The sequence below is a fragment of the Chlamydia sp. 16-02 genome (assembly GCF_042235055.1).
Classification (GTDB): Bacteria; Chlamydiota; Chlamydiia; order Chlamydiales; family Chlamydiaceae; genus Chlamydia.
This window is the reverse complement of sequence record NZ_CP114172.1, coordinates 195,986-221,298: the sequence shown is the minus strand read 5'-3', so window position 1 is coordinate 221,298 and position 25,313 is coordinate 195,986. Positions and strand designations below refer to the sequence as shown.

Sequence of the window (25,313 nt, the reverse complement as noted above, 5' to 3'; positions counted from 1 at the left end):
GTTAGCAGATTCCTTATTATTCCGAAACTCTTTGAAAATGCATTTTGCTCATTAATCATCAAAGCATTTTTTTTGCTTCATTGTCCCGGCTATCAATTAAAATTTTTATTTACATTTTAATTTCACAACCATAAACTCTCTGCCCCTTGCGCAAGTTTGCAAGGAGAATCCTATGTTTAGTGTGATCTGTAAGTGAATAGGATAAAATTAAAATAGGAGAAAAATCATGGCATTTCCATTAGGGAATATTCGTTCTTTTTTAGGTTTTGGAGAACCCCAAGAAGAAGCAAACGCTACAGAAAACACATCATTGGTTTCTACTGTTGCTGAAACAGTGTTGACTAATTCAACCACAACATCTACTTCACAAGTATCACAAAGTACTTCTACGCTGACCTCGTCTGCTTTTGTTTCAGAAGCAGGGGATGCTGCTATGGCTGCAGTTAATGTGGCTTTATCAGCTTTAGATGCAAGCCTGGAAGATATATATGTAGATATGGAGCCAGTCCTATGTGATAGCGCGTCGCAAACAGATCAAATAACTTGTGAAGAATTTTTAAAAGAAATGTATAAAGATCAAGTTGTTTTTCGAGACCATGTCAGGGAAGTTATTTCTTCTCGTTCTGTTTCATGCGGAGCTGATCTTTTTGCACGATCGTCAATACTCACACAGCCTCCTCGTGCAAGTATGGAGTGCTTGGATGATATTTCAATTTTTGAAGATGCTGAAACGACACCTCTAGCAGCTGCATCAGAGTCTACAGAGGATACATCCCCAATACTACGGACACAAGTGTTTGGTTTTTTCATCGATCTTTTAAAACAAGACTTACTTCACGATAGCATCAGCGGAGGCAGAGTCAAAGCTCTCTTCGATCACATATCTGGGGGTATGACTAGGGAAGAATACAAAGAATTATTGGATTTAATTAAAGAGGGAGATTTCACCTCTACACAAGACATCTCTAAGTTTTGCGATATATTTATGTCGACACCCGTATTCAAGTCTTCAAATGAATTGCAGACATTATTTACGTTCTTTAAAGGAGAAGGGGGTGCTGTTACTTTGGTCATGTTGCATGAACTAATGGGTGTATTGACGGGAACGTTTGGTTTGCCGCTTCCTGAAGGATTGAGCTCTTTCTTACTTGCACTAAAAAATTTGTATGAGACCACCCATCCTGGTGGGGAATCGAACATAGCTGCTGCAGTATCTATTGTTTCTTTAGTTGCCGGAGTATTACAAAGTGAAACGACACGTCGTGTTATGCAATCATGTTACGATGGTTGTGCAGATTCTTGTTCAGGAAATTGCGGTTGTGCGGGTTGTGGATGTGCTGATGGTGCTGTAGGTTGTGGAGGCTTTGGTTCATTCTTATGTGGTATTTTCGCAGGATGCTTTAATTTAGATACTCGTCAAGGTGGTATTACAGAAGAAGAATTTAAGAAGTTAGAAAGCAAATACAGCTCTGCTGTAGTTTTGATTGCTTTAAATAATTTGGGTGTAAACACAGTAGATCTTCTTGCTGGTAAGCACGTAGTATTGCCTAATTTAGATCAGGTTAAGTCTGAATGTGAATCTGCTTCTAAAGATCTTAACCGTATTATAAAAAGTAAGACTAAAGAGATGTGGGGAGAGGCTGCGTCGAATTACTCTAATCTTTTGTCTCACCCAGTTCTTAAAGAGGGAATTATTGCAGGCTTGTCCAATCGTCATATCATTATTAATGATAATAGATTGCGAGCAAAAGTGCTCATAGATTGTTCTTGGGGGTCTCATGGATTTGTTTCGACTAATGAACCTTTTGATTCATCAAGATTAGTAGGTTCTCTTACTTCTCTTGTTGTTATGAAACGTGGGGATACGGTACATCGCAGATTGGGTGCTGCTGATGCTTCTGACGTTATGACTTGTGTATCTAGAATACTTTCTGCATCTGTATCTACGGGAAATAATATTTGGTTGTCTACTGAAGATCTCATGACATTAGTTTGTATCGTTTTAGCATACAGAAATCTTTCTGTTGTTGATGGGGAAGGCTCTGAGAATACCAGAATCCATGATGTTCAAGAGGTCAAAGATCTCTTCGCCGTAGTTGAAGAGAATCGCGTTCGAGTAGAAAGGAATAAACCAAGTGATATCAGAGCTAGTATGAATGCTTCAGTTCTATACACTCATATAGCTAGAAATGCATCTAAGAAAGAAAACAACTATAGATCTTTTAAAGATAGAGCAAGAACTGAAGTGAGGGACAATCTTGTTATTAAGATGTCAATGCCGTGGATGAGAGCCTCGGGTTTGGTATTAAAGAATGCCTCCACACAACCATGTGATGAAGTGGATCGTCCTGTTGTAAGATCTCCAAGAGCTTCTGGAGGTATCTATGTTGCTCAGGAGTATAGAGAAACTTCTGTATAACCTAAGTATATTAAACCGTTTCTGAAAATAGCTAAGACTATTTTGAAAACTAACACATCCGAGCATGTAATAACTCAACCACAGTTGTTTATAGGTATCTCAGCCGTAAAGGATACGAAAATAAACAACAAATATGGCTATTACATGCTCATTTTTTTAAAAATTCAAATTTTTTCTATACATTTCATCTTATCTTCTCTAATCTCCCGTACACTAATTTTTAAAAATCAATGACTTGGGTTGATTTACCCTATGTTTGTTGTTTTAGTTAAGGAGAATAGAAATGACATCGCCTACAGGTAGAGGTAATACGAATCCCGGTTTTATTTTTGATGATGGTAGTTCAAATACTGGTACAAATTCCACGGGTGGGGCAGGAAGTGGAGCGCAGCGTCCAGGAGGGGTTAGAGGGCTAGCTGCTGGTATTTATGATTGGTTTCAACGTGGTGGTTCTTCTGGAGGAAATATCACGTCACAAACTGATGGAGTTCCTCGTAATCCTCCTATAATTACAGGACAGCCTGGCCCTAGTGGCGGTGTGAATACTTCTGCGAATATTCAAACGCTTTTAGGTTTGCTTACACAAGGTGGTACGTCTCCAGCTCCAACATCTACTCCTATTCCGTCTCCAACCCCTACACCCGCACCTACTGCGGATCCTAATATGCAAGCGCTTTTAAATTTACTTACACAATCTTCGGGAGGCACAGTGCCAACGCCTACTCCAGCTCCGACGCAACCTACAGGACCTGTTATTACCGCACAACCTGTGCCAGGGATTACAACACCACAGGTAAATGTTCCGGTTCCTGGAGTTAATCCTGGAGTACAAGCGCTTTTAACTCTACTCACACAAGCTACAGGAGGAACAGTAACAACTCCTATTCCAGCTCCTGCGCCAACACCTGTGATTACACAACCGGTGGTTGCAGGAAACCAAAATCAACAAATGCTTCAGGTGCTTTTAAGTTTATTTGCACAAAGCCCTGGAGGTGCTCCCAGTCAAGGTTCACAAATACTTATAGGTTTGCTGCAGGGTATTGCGTCCACTTCTGGTCCTTACCAGCAAGGTGCGCAATCTATTTTGAGCTTACTTCAGGGACAAAATGGCGCAGCTTTGCAGCAAGGGCTTGGAGCTTTAGCAAACTTAGTGAGCGGTCAGGGAACTACTTCGTCTAATATAGGAACAGCTGTACAAGCATTAAGTGGATTAGCGGGTTTGGCAGGTCCTGCAGGTGCTGCTGTAGGATCGTTAGCTTCTATTATTGCTGCAGCGGCAACCAGTGAGTCCGCACGTCGAGGTGGAAGGTTCTGCTACGATAATTGCCATACATGTTGTGAGGGAAATTGTTGTTGTCCTCGATGTGGATGTAGTGATGGACAATGTGGTTGTGGAAGTTTGGGAAGATGTTTATGTGGTCTATTCGGAAATTGCTGTGGTGTACAAGTTGATTCAAGAAGAGCTTTAGAGCAAGAATTACAAGAAATCGAGAATGAGTTCGGTGCTTCTATATTTTTGATGGCATTAAGCAATCTAGGTATGGATACCGTCAGTCTCTTATCTGGGAGTACGGCTGTAACACTTCCTTCTATGGATAGGATTCGAGAGGAATGTAGGAACTGTTCTAGAGATCTTCCAGGGATTTTGAAAAATAAAACAAATGCTATGTGGGCAGTAGCTGCACAAGGATATCGCAATATTTTGCAAAATACATTTTTACGAGGATATTTTGTTTCTGGAATGGCAAGTAACTGTGATATCAATACTAATCAATTAAAAGACTGTGTGCGCATACTTCATAAATGGGGAGGAAATGGAGGGGTTATAGCAGCATCACAGTTTGATATGGAACGGCTAGCCCTTACTCTTCCAGAACTTACCGTGACCTCGCGTCGTAATCCAGCAGTAGGACCCCTAGGTGTGATTACAGCTGCAGCTGTAATGCAGGATTTGGGAAAGATTTTAATGAAAGCATCTCACGGAGGACGACAAATTTGGATGGATGTCAATGATTTGATGACTCTCGTATGTATGATTCTTGCTTATCGAGGTATCTGTGTTGTTTCTGATACTGTAGATCCTGAAAGAGCAAGGATATATGAGAGAGGTAGAATACGACAGTTAATTTCTGACATAGATAATCGTCGGTTAATGAATGAGCGTAATCGTGGACCTGCTCCTTATGTTCCCTCAGTAAATCCTTATGCAGATCTAGCGGCGAGATGTTTCGCTGAACACGCTCAACGTGCTGAGAGAATGAGAAATCCTGGAGATGCATCTAGACAACAGCTGTTAACAAGCCTATCCAGTAGATGGATGTTAGCAGCAGGAATTACTCCCACGACTTCTGTTACAACACAACCCCCAACTTCAACAGCTCCTATAATTACACGTGCTACGGTTAGCGGATTGAGAGCAACGCCACCTAGAGAAGAGGGACAAAACGAACGTAATTATGATGAGGAAGGCGCACGCCCTCGAGGAGGCAATGGCACTAATCAAGGAGGAAATAATCAGGGACAAGAGGGCAACGGCAATAACAATGGAGGAGGTAATACCGGAGGTTTAACAGAAACTAGAGTTTAACGTTTCTGTAGTAGGTGAGGGACTACTTCTCTAGGATCTCCAGATGAGGACGCTATAACATCTATCTTTTCTTGAGAAAATGGCGATGTAAAGGTTAGGGCGTGTGCATGGAGTAGAGGACGGAATACATTTCTTGGTTGTTCTTTCCTGCCATAATCTACATCGCCAACAACCGGATGGCCTAAAGTTTGCATATGTAGACGGATTTGGTGCGTCCTTCCTGTAATTGGTTCACAACGCATTAAAGTATAGTGTTTATAAGTACACAATACCGACCAATTTGTAATTGTTAACTTCCCACGATCTTTATTTGTATTTCCGAAAATTACAGCACCACAACGACGTGATTTAGGAGCAGTATGAGAAATTAACGTCCCCGAAGATTTTTTTGGATGACCAAAAACTAAAGCAGTGTATTGTTTATGTATTTTTCGTTTCTTGAACAGTTCCGCGAGGGCATTAGCAGCATCTGTATTTTTGGCAAATAGGATACATCCTGTGGTGTCTCTATCTAGCCTATGGACTATGTTGAGTTCTGTTGTTTTTGCCAGATCTTCCGTAGAGATATGGGAAGGTTTGTCATAAATACAACAATTTAGATCTTCCCAAAGGATTTTTGGCTCTGATCTTATTTGTAAGGTTAAAGTAATGCAATCCCCGGGTTGAACTTTATAAGATTCGAATCTTTCCAAATGACCGTTTACACGACAACCGTGATAACGCACCGAATCAAGAATGATATGTTTTTTATAATCGGGAAGTCGAGAACGTAAGAAAGATGATAATCTTTCTACATGATCAGCAACCCATGAGAATTCTTTCATAAAGTAGCAAAATTTAGAACTTAGGTAAAATTTTACGAGAATTTGTATGGCAAAGATAGCTTTTTCTGAAAGAGCAAAGAAATTTCCTGTGGAAAAGTTAAAAAAATGGTTTACAGATAATAAGCGTAGCTTCCCATGGAGAGACAATCCTTCACCGTATAATGTCTGGGTTTCCGAAGTGATGCTCCAGCAAACTCGAGCAGAAGTTGTAGTAAATTATTTTCTTGAGTGGATGGAGAAGTTCCCAACTATAGAAGCATTAGCCACGGCTAAAGAAGAAGATGTGATCAAGGCTTGGGAAGGTTTAGGTTACTACACTCGAGTGCGGAATCTTTTGTATGGAGCCCGGATGGTGATGAAGGATTTTGGAGGAGAGCTTCCTGACGATCCTTTAGATTTAATGCAGATAAAAGGATTAGGTCCATATACGGTACATGCCATTTTAGCTTTTGCTTTTAAAAGAAGAACAGCTGCAGTAGACGGCAATGTTTTGCGGGTAATTAGTAGAGTATTTTTAATAGATGCTTCTATAGATTTAGAATCTACTAAAACTTGGGTATTTAGAATTGCCTTATCTCTTTTGCCCGCTAGAGATCCGCAGATAATTACCGAAGCTTTGATAGAGCTTGGAGCATGTATTTGTAAACGTGCTCCGAAATGTGAAATTTGTCCTTTAAATATTATGTGTGGAGCTTATAAAGAAGGTCGGCAAAAATCTCTTCCGATACGTCATGCCAGGAAAAAAATTGTTACATTATTTCGTTGGGTAGCGATTGTTCTCTATGAAGATGCTATCGTTCTTGAACAGAGAAAACCTGAGGAGATGATGGCTGGTTTATACGAATTTCCTTATATAGAGGTTGAGTCTTTTGATGATCTTTCGGATATAGAAGGGCTTATTCAAGAAATGGAGGAACGTGTAGGAACTCCATTGGTATTTTATGGAGAATTAGAGGAACAACGTCATGCCTTTACCCATTATAAGGTACGTCTTATTCCGAGAATTTTCCATGCAAAATCTAAACCAAAATCTGAGTTTCTCTATCCTATAGAGGTCTTGGATTCCTTACCTTTTTCTTCCGGACATAGGAAAATAAAGGCCTGGTTATTAGAGAATGCTTATACTATTTCTAATCCTGAACTTGTGAAGGTTTAAGTTCATGAAAAATATAGACTTTTCTCAATTGATAGAGCTTGTTAGAAAAATGGTCTCAGATGGTATCTGTCCTTGGACAGATCATCAGGATTTTGATTCTATACTTGGCCATATTCTCCAGGAGTGTAAGGAGCTTTCCGAAGCTGTTCATGAGGGCTATCCTATTAAGGAAGTCACCTCGGAAGCTGGGGATGTTCTTACTCTTGTATTGTTGTTGTGCTTCAAGATGGAATTTCTAGGAATGTCTTCAGTAGATGCAATTATTACTGAAGCTCTTGCTAAAATTCGTCGTCGTGCTCCTCATGTTTTCGATCCAAGTAAAACAATTTCTTATGAGGAAGCAAGAACGGCATGGGCTCTTGCTAAGCTCGAAGAGAAAAGTGAAAAATAGGACATTTACTAAAGGCTTTCCTCTTTAGTAAAATTCACTGACTGTGATATCAAAGAGCAGTAAGTTGGGGACCTTTTAAGAGAAGAGACCTACGAACCGGGTCAGGACTGGAAGGTAGCAGCCCTAAGAAGAGCTTTCTTTTGCTAGAAGTGTTTCTCCAACTTACTCTTTTTCTTTTTCAATTTTAAACTGATAACATTCCGATATTTGTAACGTTGAATAGTATATGCAATACTATGGGCGCAGCAATATGGCGTTCTTTTTCGTAAAGAAACCCTGTAAGTAGAGAAAAAATTACAAGAACAGGGACAAATACCAGGCTCCCCCAAGAATGCTCTACATGGGTAAGGGCAAAGATTACTGAAGAATATAAGAGAGCATAAATTCTGTTCATTTTATTTTTCAGAAAGGTTTGTAGAAAACCCCTAAAGAATATTTCCTCAGCAAAAGGAATTAAAATCCCTAAACTTAAAATAAATCCACGATCATATACTGTAGATGTCAGTGTATCCTGGACTTCTTGAGTTAATGTTTGTTCTTGTAGAGCCTCGATAGGCAAAATAAGCATTAATCCTTTATTTAGCACGAGACCAATGATCTGAGTAATAGGGATTACAATAATCCACATCCGTATTGCGGAAAAAATTGCGCCTAAAAATGTTGCTTCAGGCTTATTCCCCGAATAAATTACACTGCGTGTAACTTCAATAGGTAGTCCTAGAAGGTAAAAGATATAGGCAGACGCTAGAAAGATCCCGTGTAATGAGCGTGCAGCGATATCAGAATGCGATCCTGTAATAAAAGGAATTAATCCTGGAAGAAACAAAAGAACAACTCCGACAAGAATATGTCGTAGTTGTAAAGGGGTTTTTTCTGAAGGCTTTGGCCAAATAAAAAAATTTCTAGATACAACAGCTGCTAGAGCTAGAAATACAAGAAGGAATAACCAAGAATGCATCATAAATTTTACGAATAATTTGCACAGACATAACCTTCAACTCTGGCAACGACTTCTCGAAATAGACGGTGATGCATGAGCCCCATAGGTGTAGATTCGAAATGTTTTGTTTGCCATCCGTAACGATGATAATCACTTGCTGTTGTAGCAAGAGGTTGACTAGATTCAATGATTTCTTGATAGATCATCGAAACCTTATTATGACGAATATCGAAAACACGAACACGAACAGAGGCTGTTATAGAGTCGTGGCCAAACATATCTTGTGATGTTTTCTGTTCTAAAAGTTCTGTAGCTACCACAAACTCTGCTGGAAGAAATTCAACTATTGCTTGTGGAGAAAACTCAGGAACCACAGGAGAATAAAATTGTGAGACGACCTGGGGAGATGCAGAATGTTTAATTAAAAATAATCTTTCGGAAGAGTGGAATCTCTTGCCAATCTCTTGAGTGAATTCTGCTTGTAAATTCCATGGAAGTACTTCAGAGATTTTTCCAGAACGATAAAATACTGGTAACATTGCGACAACGCCCTTGGCTTTACTTCCTGATTTGTAAAGCTTAGGATGATAGCTCCCCGATGCTGGTAGAGAACAGCCAGATAGGTTTATAGACAAAAGTCCACAAGAAACTAATAAGAGGAGTTTTCGCATAATTGCTGTCCTTACATTAACGAATACCGTTTGCTCGGGTATTGAATTTTACTTTTGTAAAACACCCTATTCTTTCAAAGGAATTCGTGTTTTCCTACGAATAGGGATACTGAGTTATTGTTCCTGTTAAGTTATAACAAAGAAAAAAATAAAAACAAGCCCCGAAATCATAGAAAACCCTAGATTCATTCCTATAGGTTTTCGTTATTTTACTTGAGAAGATTCTTGTTGATGATGCGAACAAGGACAATCCCATTCTTTAGGAATTAATGTGCATCCAGGAATTAATAGCGCAGGGGATGAGAATACAAGAATAGAAAGAAACCATTTCATTACTATACTTATCCTTAACATTGTCTTTTTCTATCTGTTCATAAGCGTAAGAATACTTTTATGCCAAGTCTATTTACATATTTATTTAGAGTGAATTTGATCTTTTTTAGATATCTACAGGGATAATCTGGGAATAATAAAAAATGCCCGTAAACTTACGGGCAGAATTTTCCTAAACAAAGAAAAAATTAGACAGCATCTTTAGGATTAACTAATCCTCAGTTCCATTAGATATAGATGACTCTGTATTTTCAGAATTTTCTACTTCTTTATGTTTGTCGGGGTTTTCAGTTTTTGAGGAATTTTCTACATTGTTGTTTTCCCCATCACCAGTTTTTTTAGAACTATCTACACCGTTCTTGCTATCATCAGTGGGTGATTTTTTATCTTCATCTACAGGTGTTTTTGACCCGTCCTGTGGTGTCGGTCCCCCATCTAGATCTAGATCTTTTTTCATTTTGTCTACATCTATCCCTTCAGGACCTGGTAATACAGGAACCTGTAATTTAGACTCCAAATAGGAGCAATGTTGATAAATAGCCATTAATAAAACTATAGCAGAGAGTATCGCACCTACTGGTAAGGCCCAAAGTCCACCAATTCCGGTTACAATGGCGCAGATAATGCCAATTGCAGATAGCAAGGCAGCGGCTACTATAACCACGATAGCTAAGATGTTAGATCTTTTTATTTTCTTCTCTGTGTCTAGAACTAACTTCTCTAAATCAGTCTTTTGTACGGTAGGTAAGTCAAATGTAGATTCTTTAGTTGGTGATGAAGGTACAGATGTCATAATTTTCACCTAAATTAGTGTTGATTGCAGGCATTCTAGGGGAAATTATGATTTTAAGTCTTTTAATTAGTGAGATTTAGTTTAATTTGATCTCTTTTTCTAGAGAAACAATGCGCTAGTTTAAGAAACGCGCTTTATTAATCGCTTATTGCTAACGGTTTTATAATGTTCTGGGGACTAGCTTAATTGAATCTCGTATTAGGTCTATAAAAGATCTATAAAGAATTTGGAAATAAAAAAGGAACCACAGACATTCATCTGGGTTCCTTAACGTTCTTAAAAGCATATAGTAAATATTTTACTATTGTTTAAGAATTTCAGCTCCTAATCCCTCGGAAAAACCCGGTTCAGTATTAGCAAATCCTAGTACTGGAGGACTGGAGAAAGAGTCATCACCAAAAGGCACAAAAGAGAGTTTGGGTCGTGCTCTATAAATTACTAGAACCAAAATTACGGAAAGGACGAGAGCAACTACAGGTATGGCCCATAGACCCGCAATCCCAGTAAAAACAGCGGCCGCTATACCCGCAGCGGATATTAACGCCATAGCCACAATCGTAATGGTGGAAAGGACTTTCGCCTTTCTTAGTCCTCTATGATAAGCTTCGGGAGTAATAAAACTCTGTGGTTTTACCACTACATCCGGATTTAAAGAGGATGTTGAAGATGCTGAAGATAATGACATGCTTTTACCAAAAATTAAAAGTATTAACTACACTATTTTAGCAAAAAATGGTTTTTAAGTCTTTTAATTGTGGGTATTTAGTTTAATTTAATTCTCTAGATGAGAAGAGAAGCGATTCTATAGGCATACCTTGTTCCCTCACCACAACAACTGTTAAGAATATGTTAGGATTTCTCTCTGAAAATTCTTGAAGGGCAACGACAAGAGCAGCTTTTGCGGCTTTTAGGTGAGGGTTATCTATAGATAGGTCTTCATCATCATAGCGATCTTTTCGGTTTGCTTCAGAGAATAATAAGGGGATTTGCACCATGGTTGCTGGAATTTCCCCGGAAATGGCTTCTTCAAAACATTTTGTATAGGTTTCTTTACATGCATAGAAAGCTACTCTCGGATCGTAATATTCTGGTGTTAGAGGATTATAGGCATGCGAGAAGTAGAAGGGTAGGCCAGTGTTCGGAGGGTTTTTTAGTCCCTCGGTAGTCTCCCAGATACATTTTTTTGAGCAGGAACCTGGAGTTAATATAGTATTATTGTTTGAAGTTTGTTTTGCCCTCTCCCAGCAGCTAGCGCTTACAGTCCTATAAAAAGAATAGCGTCCCCAAAATAGATCTTCTCTATTCATTTCCGGATCTGTAGGATTTACCATCATTAATGTGCACTCAGAGGTGGTTCTCGGTTCTGTAGTATCACCTACAGTGGAAATCAGGATAATTCCTGGATTGCTATTTAATCGCCATACGACCTGCTGTATGCTATCTGGAAGAGGACGTATTTTATAGGGAAGATTGTGCCATCGAGACTCTGTCCACAAAGTGGTTAATAAATCATCGTATTTAGGAATAGTGAATGGTGCGCGTATGGGTGAATCCTCATCAACGGGACTACTTTCCTCTAGAGGGAATCCTCGACAAACAAAGGAGGTTGGTTGTATGGCTGTAGGATCGGATTGTGTATTTATCAAATCTAGAAGACAACACAGAACCATCAAAATGGAGGCTAGAGATAAGATTACGATAGATGCTGTTAGTGGAAATACTATAGCAAAGATAATTCCTGATAAAATTAAAATCCCGGCAAGGCCCAGAATACACCCTACAAGTCTTTTCTCATATTTTTTTAAGAATTGAGAACAAGTTCTAGATGGGTCCACATCAAACAAAGGCGTATCTGGTTTTAAAGATGCTTGTTGTATTGACATTTGTAATTTTAAACAGCGCGATGATTCTATTTTAATCGGGATCATTTTAAAAGATTCCCGAATTTAACTAACTATTTCCTGCAAGATGGTAATTATAACTCAACTTTTTCTATTTTAGCCAATTAGTATTAATTTATTTGTAAAAAAACAAGCAAATGTAACTATAAAAAATTTCTATAAATATTGTTATTTTGGTATACCCCAGAGAGAATGTTAAATTATAATTTTCTATTGATTGCACTAATCAGTCATAGAGAATCTCTAATTTTTTATCCGTATTTAGTACTTTATAGTTTCCATGCAAAATACTGTAGATTTTGATTATTTTGGTCTAAGCGATATTGGAATGGTCCGCTCTAGAAATGAAGATTTTTGGCAGGTAAATCTTTCCTCAAGAGCTGTTGCTATTGCAGATGGTATGGGAGGATGTTTAGGAGGCGATGTAGCTTCTCATGAAGCTATTTTTAGCTTAATGGAACTAATTGATGCCAGGCAATCCCAGCTAGCAGAGTTTAAGGATGATCAGTATAGAGAAACATTGAGGGTAATTCTTTCTGAAGTTAATGGTTTGATTTATGAGCATGGTCTTATGGAATCACGTCTTCAGGGTATGGGAACTACATTGAGTTTTATGCAATTTCTTAGAGAAAAGGCTTGGCTGCTGCATGTAGGAGATAGTAGAATTTACCGTCTGCGCGGTGAAAAGCTCTCTTGTTTGACAGAGGATCATTCTTTAGCAAATCAGTTGAAAAATCGTTATGGGCTTTCTAAACAATCGGATAAGGTGTATCCTTATCGGCATATTCTGACTAATGTTTTAGGAAGTCGTCCCTATGTAATCCCCGATATTCGGGATATTTCTTATGCAAAAGAAGACTTGTTTATTTTTTGCTCAGACGGCTTAACAAACATGGTTTCTGACGCAGATATGCGGGATATCCTACTTCAATCTATGACTTTGGAAGAAAGTGGAAACATTTTGATTTCCCTAGCAAATAGTCGTGGGGGATCCGATAATGTTACCGTGGTGTTAGTCCGAATACAGTAATAGCCAATTTAGGGAACTGTATAATGATCTACTTGGATAACAACGCCATGGCTTCTCTAGAGCCAGGTCTTTTGCATTTTCTACAACAACTTTTTCATGAGGGGATTTATGCCAATCCTTCAAGTGTACATAGTCCGGGGAAAAAATCTCGGCAGATAATTCATGAAACGACTGAGTTAATTCAGAAGACGTTGTCTTTTCCTGGACAGGTAATTTATACTTCGAGCGCTACGGAAAGTTTAAATTTAGCTATTGCGAGTCTTCCTAAGGGAAGCCATGTGATTACATGCAGTTGCGAGCATCCTGCAATAATAGAGCCTTTAAAGAATGCCCATCTTATCGTTTCGTATTTAGATCCTCAGATTGGAAGTTGCGTAATTAGTCCGGAACAAATAGAGGCTGCTATTACACCAGCAACCTCGGCAATCGTATTGGGATGGGTAAATAGCGAAATTGGTGCGAAAATAGATATAGAAGTAGTTGCTGATATTGCTAGAAAGCATAATTTACAATTTATTGTGGATGCTACAGCAATTATTGCTAGAGAAAAGGTAACCATTCCTAGAGGTGTCACTATGGCTGCTTTTAGTGGGCATAAGTTTCATGCTTTATCAGGAATAGGCGCTCTTCTTATAGCTCCAGGATTGAAGGTCCCTCCTTTACTTTTGGGTGGTGGTCAGCAAGGGGGTATACGTTCTGGGACGGAAAACCTCTGGGGAATCGCTTCATTATGTTATATTTTTAATATTCTTATTGAAAAACAAGAAGAAATAACTTCAAAAATCTTACAGTATCGCAATTACTTCGAGGCATGCTTAAAAGAGCGTATTCCTGAGATTAAAATTCATTGTGAATATCAGCCTCGTGTCAATAACGTTTCTGCCGTTGCTTTTCCTCCGTTAGAAGGCGAGGTAATGCAAATAGCTTTAGATATTGAAGGTGTGGCCTGTGGTTATGGATCGGCGTGTTCTTCTGGAGCAACTACAGCCTTCAAATCTTTAGTTGCTATGAAAATGGATCAGAACATATCTCTAGCTACACTACGGTTTTCTTTTTCTCATTTGCTAACGCAAGAAGATCTTGATTTGGCTATAGAGAAAATTATAAGGGTAAATACTCGTTTGAAAAATGCTTGGTGAAGTTATGAAAGTAGATTTTTGATAGATACACTTTTGATTCCGTATAGTGATACCTCTTTAACTTCTAGAAGAAGATTATCGGTGATTACTGATGTTCCAATTTCTGCAGGAGTATCAAGTAATTGTAAAACTAGCTGTGCTAGAGTTTCTACTCCATAACGTGTAAGCTCAATCCCCAACTCTTTCTGTAGATCTTTTAATGGTGTATTTCCAGGAAACGTTCTTTCTATTAAGGAGACAGTTTTAGGCTTTAATTGGGCAATATTTGACGTATTAAATAAGATTTTAAAAATTGCATTTAGACTGAGAATACCCATGGGTTCTCCAGAAGAATTCAATACAACAGCTACGCTAGAGCGGTTATCTCTGAATTCTTTTAGGATACGTATTAATTTAGATTTTGCTGTGATAAACCATGGAGAATGGAGGTTATGAATTAATGCGTCATCAGGATTTTTATTCACAAAATCTTTAGGCAATGCTATCCCTATCACATTTTTACGTGCCTTATGGTATACAGGAATAAACTCCATATCTGTATTTTTTATCTTACGACATAAATCCTTAACATTTGCTGTAGAAGGCAACATTGTAACTAGATCTAGGGGTTGACATACCTGCTCTGCCGATGTTGCACTTAAAGAGAAAATGTTTGTGGCAATAACATTAAAATCTTGTTCTTCATGATGTGTCTCTAAAGCTTTTTGAAATTCATCACGACTTAGTGTTGAGTTTAACTTCTCTTTTTTTATCTTTAGTAGATAGTAAATTCCTTCTGTAAGACTCCCTATGAACTGAATTAATGGATAAAATAGATAATGAGAATAATACAGTATAGGAGCACCCCAAAGTGCTAACCTTTCTGGAATTTTACGTGATATCGTCAAAGGGAAAAGCTCAGCAAAAATTACGACAAGAAAGATCTGAGTGAAAGGTGCGTAATCTGGAGAAAATCCCAAAGCTTTATAACAATTCCTAGCTGATTCAGAACCAATTTGAAGAGCTATATTTACTCCAAGCATCACGGTCCCGAATAAACGATAAGGACGACGAATAAGAAAATTAATATAACGTGCTTTCTTATGATCTTTTGTTAGATAGTATTGCAGGCGTACACGATTGAAGGAAACACAAGCCATTTCCATCATAGAATAGAATCCTTGAAGAACAATACATACAAAATTGACTCCAAGCCAAAAGAAAGGAGAATCAGTCATGCATTTTCCTTATATATACTCGGCGTATGCGATTGGGAGCGGCATCCAAAACTTGAAACATAAGGTTGTTCCAATTAAGTTTTGTCCCCGTAATCGGAATAGATTCCATCTGTTCAGTTAACCATCCTCCTAAAGTTGCACTATTGTTATTTGTAGGGAGATTAATATTGAAAATCTCACTGAGATCACTCAATTCTAAAGTACCTGCTGCGATAATAACATCTTTCCCAGACATTGTATAAAGAACTTTTTCGCTTCGTTGATCTATGATCTCTCCAGAAACGATCTCAAAGAGATCCTCCTGAGTAATTAATCCTTCGATTGAACCATATTCATCAATGATCATACCTAAAGTTTCATCTTCAGCTGCAAGATGACATAGGGCAGTTTTTGCTGATATTGTTTCAGGCATATAATAAGGCTTATTCAATAAAGGTAATAGGTCTTCAGATGACTGTAGGGGTTTACCATGAAGTAGCAAAGCTTTAGCTGTGCAGATTCCTAATAGATTTTGTAAATTGTCATTACATACAGGAACTCTTGAGCAATGTTGCTGAGAAAATAGATCATAGAGATTGTCCAGGGGTGTTTGAATGTCATAGAATAAAACATCTTGACGAGGTTTCATACGCTCTTTAACACTACAATCACTAAGAGATAGATAACCATATAGCAGACGACTTTCATCCTGATTAACAACACCAAAGTCTTTGCAACTTTGTAAAACCTCTTTCAATTCTCGAGGTTGGATAATATCTATCTTTTGAGATGAAAGAATCCATTGTACAATATAGTTAATACCGCTAATTGCCCAGTAGAGTAAAGGTCGAAGTATCTTTGTAAATACTAAAATAAGAGGAGCAACAAAAGCGGCTATTTGTGTGTTAAACGGAAGAGCTACTGCCTTAGGTAAAATTTCACATAAGATCAGAGTTAAAGCTAAAGGGAAACCAACAATAAGTAACCACGAAGCTTTATCACCAACAAGTATAGCTACGCAGTTTTGAATCCCAATATTTAATCCGATATCAAGAAAGATTAGAGTAATGAGTAGATGATGAGGATGAGAAAGTAGAGACGCTACTAACTGCTGCTTTTTATACCTAGAACGCTTGTAATGAGAAATTAAAGAGGTTGGAAGCGAGAAAAGTGCTATCTGTGATAATGAAATAAATCCAGAACACAGGGTAAAACATATGATTAGGAAAATCAGAACAGTAGAAATCATGCTTGTGTCTCAATCCATGCTTTTCGATTCTATAATCGGAGAGAAACATACTTTCGTATAGCCCTTAGGAATTAACCCTAGTCTACGAATTAAAGCAGATTCAATCACTGCAGGATCATCCCAATATTGAATATGCAATCGAAGTTGTTTTTGCTCTTCTTCAGCATAAAGGATTTTCTCTTGAAGTTCTGATACACGCTTCTGTAAACGTATTTCCTCTTGTTTCAGTTCACGAATAGCGCGGTCATACATAAACCCGCTAATAAGCATGCAGAGGATTAACCACCAAGAGTTAACCACAATTTCTTCAAGGCACCTCTGCCAGTGAACTTTTTGCATCTTCTAACTTTAAACAAAAGGAACAGTAATTCCCTGCTGTTTTTGATACTTACCTTTTCTTTCTGCGTAAGAAATCTCACACATCTCGTCTGCTTCAAAGAACAAGACTTGTGCTATTCCCTCATTAGCATAAATTTTTGCTGGGAGGGGAGTGGTATTAGAAATTTCTATGGTAACGTATCCTTCCCATTCAGGTTCAAAAGGAGTTACATTAACAATGAGTCCACAACGTGCATATGTGGATTTTCCTATACACATTGTTAAGACGTTTCTTGGAATACGAAAATACTCTACACTATGAGCAAGAGCAAATGAATTCGGAGGAATGATACAAACATCATCAGTAATGGAGATAAACGTATCTTCTGTAAAATGCTTTGGATCGACAAGAGAATTATATACGTTAGTGAATACTTTAAACTCTCTAGACAAACGAAGATCATAACCATAGCTAGATAGACCGTAGCTGATTAATTTCTCTCCAGTTTCTGCGTCTGTATTTACTTGGCCATCTGCAAAAGGCTCGATCATTCCGTGAGCCAGTGCCATTTTGCGGATCCATTTATCTTCTTTAATGCTCATTTAGAAACCTTAGTAGTTAGATTCTATAGAACGTTTTCATAGTATTTTGATTTCATAGAAACTGTAATCTTGGTAATGCCAGGGATACAGTTTTCCATACGACAATAGAATACATCTTTTGTCGGTATATGCAAATACCTAAAAAATTCAAAGGTCTTTTAACTTTTGAAATAGAATACACTGTCTCTCTAAGAAGAGAAGCACGTTGTATTCGATGTGATTCTACGGCGATGTTAGATAATAGCGTAGGAAAAAGGCAAATCTTATTTTTTCTTAAGATTTTTTTTAATCATTCTTAGCTATGGGTATGCACTCCTAAGTTTCTCTTTTTATGCGAGAGAGCTATCTTAATTAGTTTGTTCTCATTTTTTTAAGATATTCTTCTCTATATTTTTCTAATGACTTGTGTTGACGTTATAGAATTAGCCTATGTATAACGATATTTTTGCAGATGTGCTATGCGATGGAAACTTCGGAAAACAGAGATCTTAATTTTTTCTCTAAGATTTCTTGAGAAGAAGAGCAAATAATATAGCTCATGCAAATTTCTTAGAAGACAGAAATTCCTATCCTTTGTGAGACTAAGGGAAATGCGGTAACATATGACACATCAGGTATCTGTCTTACATCAAGATAAAAAGTTCGATATTTCTTTACGCCCCAAGGGATTAAGGGAATTTTGTGGTCAGAAGCAACTTACAGAACGTTTGGAATTGTTCCTTCATGCTGCTGTCCAACGGGGAGAAGTTCCCGGTCACTGTCTTTTTTTCGGTCCTCCGGGATTGGGTAAAACATCACTTGCTCATATCGTTGCTCATACCGTAGGTAAAGGGTTAGTCGTTGCTTCAGGACCTCAACTTGTTAAACCATCTGATTTATTGGGATTATTGACAAGTTTACAAGAAGGTGATGTGTTCTTTATTGATGAAATTCATCGTATGGGAAAAGTTGCCGAGGAATATTTATATTCTGCAATGGAAGATTATAAGATTGACATTACTATTGACTCAGGCCCTGGTGCGCGATCTGTTTCTGTGGATCTTGCTCCTTTTAGTTTAGTAGGAGCAACGACACGTTCTGGAATGTTAAGTGAGCCCTTGCGCGCTCGTTTCTCTTTTACCGGACGTATGTCATATTACTCCGATGAAGATTTGACAACAATTCTTAAACGATCTTCTAATTTATTAGGAATTGATGCTGATTCTTCAGCATTATACGAGATTGCCCGAAGATCTAGAGGAACGCCTAGATTAGCCAATAATCTCTTGCGCTGGGTTCGGGATTTTGCTCAAATGCGCGAGGGTAATTGTATTAATAGCGACGTAGCCGAAAAAGCTCTGGCTATGCTATTAATAGATGATTGGGGATTAAATGAGATTGATATTAAACTCCTCACCACAATAATAGACTATTATCAGGGTGGCCCTGTGGGTATTAAAACTTTATCGGTCGCCGTAGGAGAAGACATCAAAACCCTAGAAGATGTGTATGAGCCCTTCTTGATTTTAAAAGGTCTATTAAAGAAAACATCTCGAGGAAGAATGGTTACCCAAATTGCTTATAATCATTTGAAAAGGTGTTCAGATAACTTGCAGAGTTTAGGAGAAGAAAAGTGAAGATATTGAAGTACATCCTTTTAGGACTTGCCTTCAGTATGGGCGTAGCCGGGTATACAGAAGTTAAGGTTTCTGATACTTTTATGGTTCAACCTATTGTTTCCGAACCTAAAATTCGCGTTCTTCTTTTGAATGAGAGTACCACGGCTCTAATAGAAGCTAAAGGTCCTTATCGCCTTTATGGTGACAGCACGTTATTGCAACATTCACCTCAAGGTTTGCGTTGTGCTGCTCACGCTCTTTACGGAGGTGTTCGATGGGGAGAAAATTTCCCTGGAGTTCAATGTTTAAAGATCGAACCTGTGGATGATTCTGCATCACTATTTGTAAACGGTCTACAATATAAGGGAGCTCTTTATATTCATAAGACAGATAAACATTGTATTGTTGTGACTAATGAGCTAACTGTTGAAGAGTATCTTAAATCGATTCTTTCCACAAAATATCTTAGAGAATTAGATAAAGAAGCTTTATCAGCATGTGTGATTTTAGAAAGAACCGCTTTATATGAAAGGCTTCTTGCTAAAAATCCTCAAAACTTCTGGCATGTCACGAGATCCGAAGATAATTACTCTGGTTATGGAGCTACGCGACAATTCTATGGTGTTGAAGATGCTGTAGATTGGACATCACGATTGATTGTTGATAATCCTGAAGGATTAGTTATTGATGCTGATGGCTTGCTTAAAGCTAATGTTGATCGTCTTGCGGTAGAAGGTTATAATGCACGTCAAATTCTTGAAAAATTCTATAAAGATGCTGATTTTGTAGTTATAGAATCTTGGAATGATGAGGCTAATGAAATTAGCTAGGCTGACTTGTATAGCTTATAGCAACTAGCATCATATAAGAATCTAAAAAGACTTTCTCTACTAGGTTTTCTGATCCAAAACCTGAACTATCTGCTACTTTTTGATAAGGAAGAAAATTCTCTCTTGTTTTTGGTAGATTAATTTCTATCCTTTCTTCTCCTGTATAGAACGCTGTGAATAGGCTATACTTGGAATCTCTAAGCTCATAAGCTAAAAAATTACTAGGATGCCAATGTTCCATAGGATTCGCGTTTACATCAAGCCAGATAGTATTTTCATGAGTAAGGAATCCTTTATTGAAAATTTCCTTATGTTGTTTTCTGAAACGAATGGCGCTACAGACAAAATCAAAAAGAGAAGTATTTTTAGATAACTCGTCCCAAAGGAAATGATTAACATCCGTATCTAATGCCCAACGATTATTATTTCCTTGTGCCGTATGCCCATACTCATCTCCTGACTGTAGCATAGGAATCCCTTGAGAAAGGAATAAGGTTAATAGGAAATTACGCATCTGGCGTTGGCGTAAAGTAAGAATTTTCGGATTTGTGGTTTCTCCTTCTTCTCCAAAATTATAGCTATAGTTTGCATTGCTTCCATCGCGATTATCCTCACCATTTCCTTCATTATGTTTGTTATTGTAGGAAACCGTATCACGCAAAGTAAATCCATCGTGACTACAAATATAATTAATCGAGTTGCAGGGAGAACCTTTTGGATAGAGATCTTGAGATCCAGAAATCCTTGAGGCAAAAGTCCCAATAAGATGTTGATCTCCATTTAAAAAGGATTTTATGGTGTCGCGATATTGCCCATTCCATTCGCTCCAGCGTGAGTTTAAGGTAGGGAAGTAACCTACTTGATACAAACCAGCGGCATCCCAAGGTTCGGCAATAATTTTTGTTTCTGAAAGTACAGGATCATAACTGATGGCATGTAAGATTGGCGAAAAAGGAAGAGGATTACCTAAAGGATCACGTGAGAATACAGAAGCAAGATCGAAACGAAACCCATCTACATGCATCTCCTGAACCCAATAACGTAGGGAATCCAAAATCCATTGCGTTGTGGGTGTATGGTTGGTGTTCACTGTGTTCCCGCATCCTGAATAGTTTGCGAATTCTCCTTGAGAATTGACCATATAATATGAAGACAGGTCTATCCAAGGCAAAGGGCAAATTGTGTTTTCTAATCCTGTATGATTAAAAACAACATCGAGAATCACTTCAATATTTGCTTTATGTAAAGCTTTCACTAGAGTTTTAAATTCTCTGATTGGTGCACAGGGATCTGAACCATAAGCATAGCGTCGACAAGGCGAGAAAAAGTTTACAGAAGAATATCCCCAGTAATTGCAAAGATAAGGTGTGTTAGCAGTTCGAAAAGGGTGGTAAGTTTCATCGAATTCAAAAATAGGGAGAAGTTCAATAGCGTTGACCCCAAGTTTTTTTAGATAATCTATCTTTTCGATAATACCTAGAAAAGTTCCTGGATAGCGTACTTGAGAAGAATTATTCCAAGTAAAAGAGCGGACATGCATTTCATAAATGATTGATTCTTCTTTGGGTAAATTGAGACAGCGATCTCCTTCCCAAGAAAACTCTTCATTTTTTAAATAACTAAAGGCATAGTCTCCAGAAGTTTTTATAGAACCGAAAGTTTGTGGAGAACGGAGATTTTTTGCATAAGGATCAGAAAGGTATTTTTTAAAATCAAACTTAGCTGTTGCGTTTGTAGGACCATCTATGCGAAAAGCATAAGACCACTGATCAGAAATTCCCTCCACTTCTATATGCCAGATAGCTCCCGTGCGGTTTTTCTCATATGATAAAACTATTTCTTGGATATGGAAATTTTTATCAGCAAGAGCAAGAACTACTTGAGTGGCTTGTGAAGAAAATAACGCGAAACGATAACGGTTAGAAGAAAGCTGAGTTGCTCCCAAAGGTAGTGGAGAGCCTGGATAAAAACTAATTTTGCCCATTGTCAATTCGATAGCACAATGGGTTGAGAAAAACAAGAAAGTTTTTGATTTTAAGTCTTTGAAATCGTTTACTAACAAATCTACAATATGTTAACTTAAAGAAATAATAATTATCACAAGGAGATTCCCTCATGTCCAGGCAAAATGCTGAGGAAAATCTAAAAAATTTTGCTAGAGAACTAAAGCTTCCTGATGTAGCTTTTGATCAGAACAATACGTGCATTTTGTTTGTTGATGGCGAATTTTCCCTTCACCTCACTTACGAAGAGCATTCTGATCGTTTGTATGTCTACGCTCCCTTGTTAGATGGTTTGCCAGATAATACTCAAAGAAAATTAGCTTTATATGAAAAGCTTTTAGAAGGATCTATGCTTGGTGGACAAATGGCTGGAGGCGGCGTTGGAGTTGCTACTAAAGAACAGCTCATTTTGATGCACTGTGTTTTAGACATGAAATACGCCGAAACAAATCTTTTAAAGGCCTTTGCTCAATTATTTATTGAAACTGTGGTAAAATGGCGAACTGTTTGTTCTGATATTTGCGCTGGCAGGGAACCTTCTGTAGATACTATGCCTCAAATGCCTCAGTCTGGTGGTCCTGGTGGTGGAATACAACCTCCTCCTACGGGCATTCGTGCATAACTTAATCCAGGGTGCGTCACGGGTCTTTTTCTATATGGCAAAGACGCTCCTTGTTCTTAAATATGATGGTTTGATTTTTAAACAGAAAGCGCGCTGAGATTTTCTAGAGTTTTCTTTGATAAGTTAATTCTATAGTTTAAATCATAGATGGGATGTTTTTCTGTTTTAAGTATCCTCTAAGGTTTCTTTTTTCTTATTTTCCTAATGACTCATATTGACGATATTACTTGGCAGATGTATAACACATTGTCTCGTGATATTAGCTTTTAAGATAAGTTGACCAAGACTCTGATATTGAAGCTTAGGCCATAGGCCATATCTAACTAGATATTTAAAAAGTATTTGGTATGTGAATGTTCTCGCAAATAGTACAGAATGCTTTTCAAATAAACTGTGGGTAGTTCAAATTTATGGATAAAATTACAAATAACGTGATTTTCTCGATAAGTTCATGGTATGCGTATGAGTGTCTTTTGTTGTATCTTTGAGATTAATTAAGGCCGCTTAACAGAAGTCAGATTTTAAAACCTTTAGGCTTAAGCCTTGTAGGTGTGTCAGATTTTCGTAATATTAAAATGGCAATACGACGCTCGCTATAAGCAGAGAAGCGTTAGCTCTAAAGGAAATAGGTGATTTTATGATGTTTGGTTATTTTGTCGGTTATTTAGGAGCAGATCCTGAAGAAAGAATGACCTCGAAAGGTAAACGCGTAGTTGTATTGCGTCTAGGCGTAAAATCTCGCGTAGGAACCAAAGATGAAACTGTGTGGTGCAAATGTAATATCTGGCATAACCGTTATGATAAAATGCTCCCTTATTTGAAAAAAGGATCGGGGGTAATTATCGCAGGAGATATCTCTGTAGAAAGTTATATGAGTAAGGACGGAACTCCCCAATCTTCTTTGGTGATTAGTGTTGATACAATTAAATTTAGTCCTTTTAGCAGAAGCGAATCTCGTTCTCCATCGGCTGAAGACAGCTCATCTCAAACCTCTTATGATAATGTATCTGTAGGATTTGAGGGAGAAAGTTTGGATGCTGAAGCCATAGCGGATAAAGATATGTATGCTGGCTATGGTCAAGGTCAACAATATGTATCTGAAGATGTGCCTTTTTAATGGCTAACGAAATAACGATTTTTATAAAGAGGTAATTGTGGTTCTATTTCATTCTCAAGCGTCTTGTAGTAAACGTGTTAAAGCTGACGCGATTATTCTTCCTTTTTGGAAGTCTAAAGATAAAGTTAAATGCGCAGCTTCAATTGGAAAAGAATATGAATCACTTTATAAAGTTGCCTTAGACAACTTTTCGGCAAAAAGCGGAGAAGTCGAACTTATTTATAGCTCTGGACAGGGAAAAGAGAAACGTCTCGTACTCCTAGGATTAGGAAAGAATGAAGAGTTAGCTTCTCAAGAAGTTTTAGAAGCTTATGCTAAAGCAACACGTGTGTTGCGTAAGGCAAAATGTACAACGGTGAATGTTGTGCTCCCTACAATTTCTGAATTACGTATTTCCATAGAGGATTTCCTTATAAATCTAACTTCAGGGATCCTATCTTTAAACTATAATTATCCTAAATACACTAAGGAATCATCGAACGATCCCTTATTGATCAAAGTCAATGTAATGGGAATTGTTCCTAAGATTGCCGATAGAATCTTTAGAAAAGAAGAAAATATTTTTGAAGGTGTTTACCTGACTCGAGATCTTGTAAATGGTAATGCCGATGAGGTAACGCCTCAAAAATTAGCAAATATTGCTAAGGGATTGGCTAAGGAGTTTCCCAGCGTTGATGCTAAGATTTTAAATAAGGATGCTATTCTTAAAGAAAAAATGGGTCTTTTAGCTGCCGTTGCTAAAGGATCTGCTGTAGATCCTTGTTTTATTGTTTTAAGCTATCAAGGTAAGCCAAAGTCTAAAGATCACACCGTACTTATTGGAAAGGGTGTAACTTTTGATTCTGGAGGCTTGGATCTTAAGCCAGGCAAAGCTATGTTGACCATGAAGGAGGATATGGCTGGTGCTGCTACAGTATTAGGTATTCTTTCAGGAATAGCTGCTTTAGAGCTTCCCGTAAATGTTACTGCTATTATTCCTGCTACAGAAAATGCTATAGATGCTGCTGCTTATAAGATGGGCGATGTCTATACAGGTATGTCAGGATTATCAGTAGAGATTGGTAGTACAGATGCTGAAGGGCGCTTAATACTCGCAGATGCAATGACTTATGCTTTAAAACACTGTAAACCTACAAGAATTATTGATTTTGCTACATTAACAGGGGCCATGGTTGTCTCTTTAGGAGAGGATGTAGCTGGTTTCTTCTCTAATAATGATGTATTAGCACAGGATCTTTCAGAAGCTTCAGCAGAAACTAGTGAGGCTTTATGGAGACTTCCTCTTGTTGAAAAATATGACAAAGCTTTGCATTCTGATATTGCTGATATGAAAAATATTGGTAATAACCGTGCAGGAGCTATTACGGCAGCACTTTTCTTAAGACGTTTTCTTGAAGATCAATCAGTAGCTTGGGCACATTTAGACATTGCAGGTACTGCATATCGTGAGAAAGACGAAGATTTCTATCCAAAATATGCTTCTGGTTTCGGTGTTCGTTGTCTTATTTATTACATAGAAAAATTTCTATCTAAGTAATTGTTTTTAAACTTCTTTTGATTTAGTAATGCGTATTTGTTTTTAAATTATTAAAA

Annotated in this window: 23 protein-coding genes and 1 other RNA gene; 12 read left to right on the top strand and 12 right to left on the bottom strand. The window is 37.8% G+C overall.

What is annotated here, in order from left to right; all coding sequences use genetic code 11:
• The first annotated feature begins 226 nt into the window (after positions 1–226).
• Positions 227–2,419 carry a hypothetical protein gene (locus tag O1W70_RS00910; protein WP_332381332.1) on the top strand — a complete coding sequence of 731 codons (2,193 nt, stop codon included), beginning with the start codon at positions 227–229 and terminating at the stop codon, positions 2,417–2,419.
• Positions 2,420–2,702: 283 nt separating this feature from the next.
• Positions 2,703–5,006: a hypothetical protein gene (locus O1W70_RS00905; protein ID WP_332381334.1), complete on the top strand. Its 2,304-nt coding sequence runs from the start codon at positions 2,703–2,705 to the stop codon at positions 5,004–5,006.
• Here the strand turns inward: O1W70_RS00905 and O1W70_RS00900 are convergent.
• A complete protein-coding gene (locus O1W70_RS00900; RefSeq protein ID WP_332381335.1) occupies positions 5,003–5,830 on the bottom strand; it encodes an RluA family pseudouridine synthase in 828 nt (275 codons plus the stop codon). The genes O1W70_RS00905 and O1W70_RS00900 overlap by 4 nt on opposite strands.
• 46 nt (positions 5,831–5,876) lie before the next feature.
• On the opposite strand from O1W70_RS00900, the gene mutY reads away from it, so the two are divergent.
• The 3 genes from mutY (at position 5,877) to ffs (ending at position 7,541) form a co-directional block, all read left to right on the top strand.
• Entirely contained in the window at positions 5,877–6,986 is a 1,110-nt protein-coding gene (gene mutY / locus O1W70_RS00895) for an A/G-specific adenine glycosylase (protein WP_332381337.1), read from the top strand.
• A 4-nt stretch (positions 6,987–6,990) separates the two neighbouring features.
• Positions 6,991–7,377, top strand: coding sequence for a MazG nucleotide pyrophosphohydrolase domain-containing protein (locus O1W70_RS00890; protein WP_332381338.1), 387 nt, complete (start codon positions 6,991–6,993; stop codon positions 7,375–7,377).
• A 63-nt stretch (positions 7,378–7,440) separates the two neighbouring features.
• Positions 7,441–7,541, top strand: an RNA gene (gene ffs / locus O1W70_RS00885) — signal recognition particle sRNA small type.
• Positions 7,542–7,561: 20 nt separating this feature from the next.
• Here the strand turns inward: ffs and O1W70_RS00880 are convergent.
• The 6 genes from O1W70_RS00880 to O1W70_RS00855 all read right to left on the bottom strand — a co-directional run bounded on the left by O1W70_RS00880 (position 7,562) and on the right by O1W70_RS00855 (position 11,997).
• The gene (locus O1W70_RS00880; protein ID WP_332381339.1) at positions 7,562–8,338 is read right to left on the bottom strand and encodes a CPBP family intramembrane glutamic endopeptidase; all 777 of its coding nucleotides are present in this window, start codon (positions 8,336–8,338) and stop codon (positions 7,562–7,564) included.
• Positions 8,339–8,343: 5 nt separating this feature from the next.
• On the bottom strand, positions 8,344–8,988 hold the full coding sequence (locus tag O1W70_RS00875; protein WP_332381340.1) for a CT253 family lipoprotein: 645 nt from the start codon (positions 8,986–8,988) through the stop codon (positions 8,344–8,346).
• A 204-nt stretch (positions 8,989–9,192) separates the two neighbouring features.
• Positions 9,193–9,321 carry a hypothetical protein gene (locus O1W70_RS00870; protein ID WP_332381341.1) on the bottom strand — a complete coding sequence of 43 codons (129 nt, stop codon included), beginning with the start codon at positions 9,319–9,321 and terminating at the stop codon, positions 9,193–9,195.
• 211 nt (positions 9,322–9,532) lie between these two features.
• The gene (locus tag O1W70_RS00865) at positions 9,533–10,114 is read right to left on the bottom strand and encodes a hypothetical protein (RefSeq protein WP_332381342.1); all 582 of its coding nucleotides are present in this window, start codon (positions 10,112–10,114) and stop codon (positions 9,533–9,535) included.
• A 301-nt stretch (positions 10,115–10,415) separates the two neighbouring features.
• Entirely contained in the window at positions 10,416–10,799 is a 384-nt protein-coding gene (locus O1W70_RS00860) for a hypothetical protein (protein ID WP_332381343.1), read from the bottom strand.
• Positions 10,800–10,881: 82 nt separating this feature from the next.
• Positions 10,882–11,997: a hypothetical protein gene (locus tag O1W70_RS00855; RefSeq protein ID WP_332381673.1), complete on the bottom strand. Its 1,116-nt coding sequence runs from the start codon at positions 11,995–11,997 to the stop codon at positions 10,882–10,884.
• A 298-nt stretch (positions 11,998–12,295) separates the two neighbouring features.
• On the opposite strand from O1W70_RS00855, the gene O1W70_RS00850 reads away from it, so the two are divergent.
• Both O1W70_RS00850 and O1W70_RS00845 read left to right on the top strand, forming a co-directional pair.
• Positions 12,296–13,045: a protein phosphatase 2C domain-containing protein gene (locus O1W70_RS00850; RefSeq protein ID WP_332381344.1), complete on the top strand. Its 750-nt coding sequence runs from the start codon at positions 12,296–12,298 to the stop codon at positions 13,043–13,045.
• 23 nt (positions 13,046–13,068) lie between these two features.
• Entirely contained in the window at positions 13,069–14,184 is a 1,116-nt protein-coding gene (locus O1W70_RS00845) for a cysteine desulfurase family protein (protein WP_332381346.1), read from the top strand.
• Between the two features lie 2 nt (positions 14,185–14,186).
• On the opposite strand, the gene O1W70_RS00840 is transcribed toward O1W70_RS00845, so the two are convergent.
• From O1W70_RS00840 to dcd, 4 genes are read right to left on the bottom strand one after another with little or no spacing between them, the layout of a single operon-like run.
• Positions 14,187–15,401, bottom strand: a complete 1,215-nt coding sequence (locus tag O1W70_RS00840; protein WP_332381347.1) for a hemolysin family protein — start codon at positions 15,399–15,401, stop codon at positions 14,187–14,189.
• Positions 15,394–16,629 carry a hemolysin family protein gene (locus tag O1W70_RS00835; protein ID WP_332381349.1) on the bottom strand — a complete coding sequence of 412 codons (1,236 nt, stop codon included), beginning with the start codon at positions 16,627–16,629 and terminating at the stop codon, positions 15,394–15,396. The genes O1W70_RS00840 and O1W70_RS00835 overlap by 8 nt, the downstream gene beginning before the upstream one ends.
• A 9-nt stretch (positions 16,630–16,638) precedes the next feature.
• Positions 16,639–16,968, bottom strand: a complete 330-nt coding sequence (locus tag O1W70_RS00830; protein WP_332381350.1) for a hypothetical protein — start codon at positions 16,966–16,968, stop codon at positions 16,639–16,641.
• 9 nt (positions 16,969–16,977) lie between these two features.
• A complete protein-coding gene (gene dcd, locus O1W70_RS00825) occupies positions 16,978–17,550 on the bottom strand; it encodes a dCTP deaminase (protein WP_332381351.1) in 573 nt (190 codons plus the stop codon).
• Between the two features lie 602 nt (positions 17,551–18,152).
• On the opposite strand from dcd, the gene ruvB reads away from it, so the two are divergent.
• Positions 18,153–19,166, top strand: a complete 1,014-nt coding sequence (gene ruvB, locus O1W70_RS00820) for a Holliday junction branch migration DNA helicase RuvB (RefSeq protein ID WP_332381352.1) — start codon at positions 18,153–18,155, stop codon at positions 19,164–19,166.
• Positions 19,163–19,978, top strand: a complete 816-nt coding sequence (locus O1W70_RS00815) for a SpoIID/LytB domain-containing protein (protein ID WP_332381353.1) — start codon at positions 19,163–19,165, stop codon at positions 19,976–19,978. Before ruvB ends, O1W70_RS00815 begins: the two co-directional genes overlap by 4 nt.
• Here the strand turns inward: O1W70_RS00815 and O1W70_RS00810 are convergent.
• Positions 19,971–21,962: a glycogen-debranching protein gene (locus tag O1W70_RS00810; protein ID WP_332381354.1), complete on the bottom strand. Its 1,992-nt coding sequence runs from the start codon at positions 21,960–21,962 to the stop codon at positions 19,971–19,973. The two genes, O1W70_RS00815 and O1W70_RS00810, sit on opposite strands and share 8 nt — an antisense overlap.
• 131 nt (positions 21,963–22,093) lie before the next feature.
• On the opposite strand from O1W70_RS00810, the gene O1W70_RS00805 reads away from it, so the two are divergent.
• The 3 genes from O1W70_RS00805 to O1W70_RS00795 all read left to right on the top strand — a co-directional run bounded on the left by O1W70_RS00805 (position 22,094) and on the right by O1W70_RS00795 (position 25,257).
• A complete protein-coding gene (locus tag O1W70_RS00805) occupies positions 22,094–22,603 on the top strand; it encodes a type III secretion chaperone Slc1 (RefSeq protein WP_332381355.1) in 510 nt (169 codons plus the stop codon).
• A 637-nt stretch (positions 22,604–23,240) separates the two neighbouring features.
• Positions 23,241–23,720, top strand: a complete 480-nt coding sequence (locus O1W70_RS00800; RefSeq protein ID WP_332381356.1) for a single-stranded DNA-binding protein — start codon at positions 23,241–23,243, stop codon at positions 23,718–23,720.
• Between the two features lie 37 nt (positions 23,721–23,757).
• Entirely contained in the window at positions 23,758–25,257 is a 1,500-nt protein-coding gene (locus O1W70_RS00795; RefSeq protein WP_332381357.1) for a leucyl aminopeptidase, read from the top strand.
• Positions 25,258–25,313 lie beyond the last annotated feature (56 nt).

What these genes read in the sequence shown, in the direction of transcription:
- O1W70_RS00860 (WP_332381343.1), bottom strand. Translation starts at nt 10,799, where the DNA reads ATGTCATTATCTTCAGCATCTTCAACATCCTCTTTAAATCCGGATGTA.
- O1W70_RS00805 (WP_332381355.1), top strand. Translation starts at nt 22,094, where the DNA reads ATGTCCAGGCAAAATGCTGAGGAAAATCTAAAAAATTTTGCTAGAGAA.
- O1W70_RS00830 (WP_332381350.1), bottom strand. Translation starts at nt 16,968, where the DNA reads ATGCAAAAAGTTCACTGGCAGAGGTGCCTTGAAGAAATTGTGGTTAAC.
- O1W70_RS00900 (WP_332381335.1), bottom strand. Translation starts at nt 5,830, where the DNA reads ATGAAAGAATTCTCATGGGTTGCTGATCATGTAGAAAGATTATCATCT.
- ruvB (WP_332381352.1), top strand. Translation starts at nt 18,153, where the DNA reads ATGACACATCAGGTATCTGTCTTACATCAAGATAAAAAGTTCGATATT.
- dcd (WP_332381351.1), bottom strand. Translation starts at nt 17,550, where the DNA reads ATGAGCATTAAAGAAGATAAATGGATCCGCAAAATGGCACTGGCTCAC.
- mutY (WP_332381337.1), top strand. Translation starts at nt 5,877, where the DNA reads ATGGCAAAGATAGCTTTTTCTGAAAGAGCAAAGAAATTTCCTGTGGAA.
- O1W70_RS00905 (WP_332381334.1), top strand. Translation starts at nt 2,703, where the DNA reads ATGACATCGCCTACAGGTAGAGGTAATACGAATCCCGGTTTTATTTTT.
- O1W70_RS00870 (WP_332381341.1), bottom strand. Translation starts at nt 9,321, where the DNA reads ATGAAATGGTTTCTTTCTATTCTTGTATTCTCATCCCCTGCGCTATTA.
- O1W70_RS00850 (WP_332381344.1), top strand. Translation starts at nt 12,296, where the DNA reads ATGCAAAATACTGTAGATTTTGATTATTTTGGTCTAAGCGATATTGGA.
- O1W70_RS00810 (WP_332381354.1), bottom strand. Translation starts at nt 21,962, where the DNA reads ATGGGCAAAATTAGTTTTTATCCAGGCTCTCCACTACCTTTGGGAGCA.
- O1W70_RS00880 (WP_332381339.1), bottom strand. Translation starts at nt 8,338, where the DNA reads ATGATGCATTCTTGGTTATTCCTTCTTGTATTTCTAGCTCTAGCAGCT.
- O1W70_RS00875 (WP_332381340.1), bottom strand. Translation starts at nt 8,988, where the DNA reads ATGCGAAAACTCCTCTTATTAGTTTCTTGTGGACTTTTGTCTATAAAC.
- O1W70_RS00835 (WP_332381349.1), bottom strand. Translation starts at nt 16,629, where the DNA reads ATGATTTCTACTGTTCTGATTTTCCTAATCATATGTTTTACCCTGTGT.
- O1W70_RS00855 (WP_332381673.1), bottom strand. Translation starts at nt 11,997, where the DNA reads ATGTCAATACAACAAGCATCTTTAAAACCAGATACGCCTTTGTTTGAT.
- O1W70_RS00865 (WP_332381342.1), bottom strand. Translation starts at nt 10,114, where the DNA reads ATGACATCTGTACCTTCATCACCAACTAAAGAATCTACATTTGACTTA.
- O1W70_RS00910 (WP_332381332.1), top strand. Translation starts at nt 227, where the DNA reads ATGGCATTTCCATTAGGGAATATTCGTTCTTTTTTAGGTTTTGGAGAA.
- O1W70_RS00845 (WP_332381346.1), top strand. Translation starts at nt 13,069, where the DNA reads ATGATCTACTTGGATAACAACGCCATGGCTTCTCTAGAGCCAGGTCTT.
- O1W70_RS00800 (WP_332381356.1), top strand. Translation starts at nt 23,241, where the DNA reads ATGATGTTTGGTTATTTTGTCGGTTATTTAGGAGCAGATCCTGAAGAA.
- O1W70_RS00840 (WP_332381347.1), bottom strand. Translation starts at nt 15,401, where the DNA reads ATGACTGATTCTCCTTTCTTTTGGCTTGGAGTCAATTTTGTATGTATT.
- O1W70_RS00890 (WP_332381338.1), top strand. Translation starts at nt 6,991, where the DNA reads ATGAAAAATATAGACTTTTCTCAATTGATAGAGCTTGTTAGAAAAATG.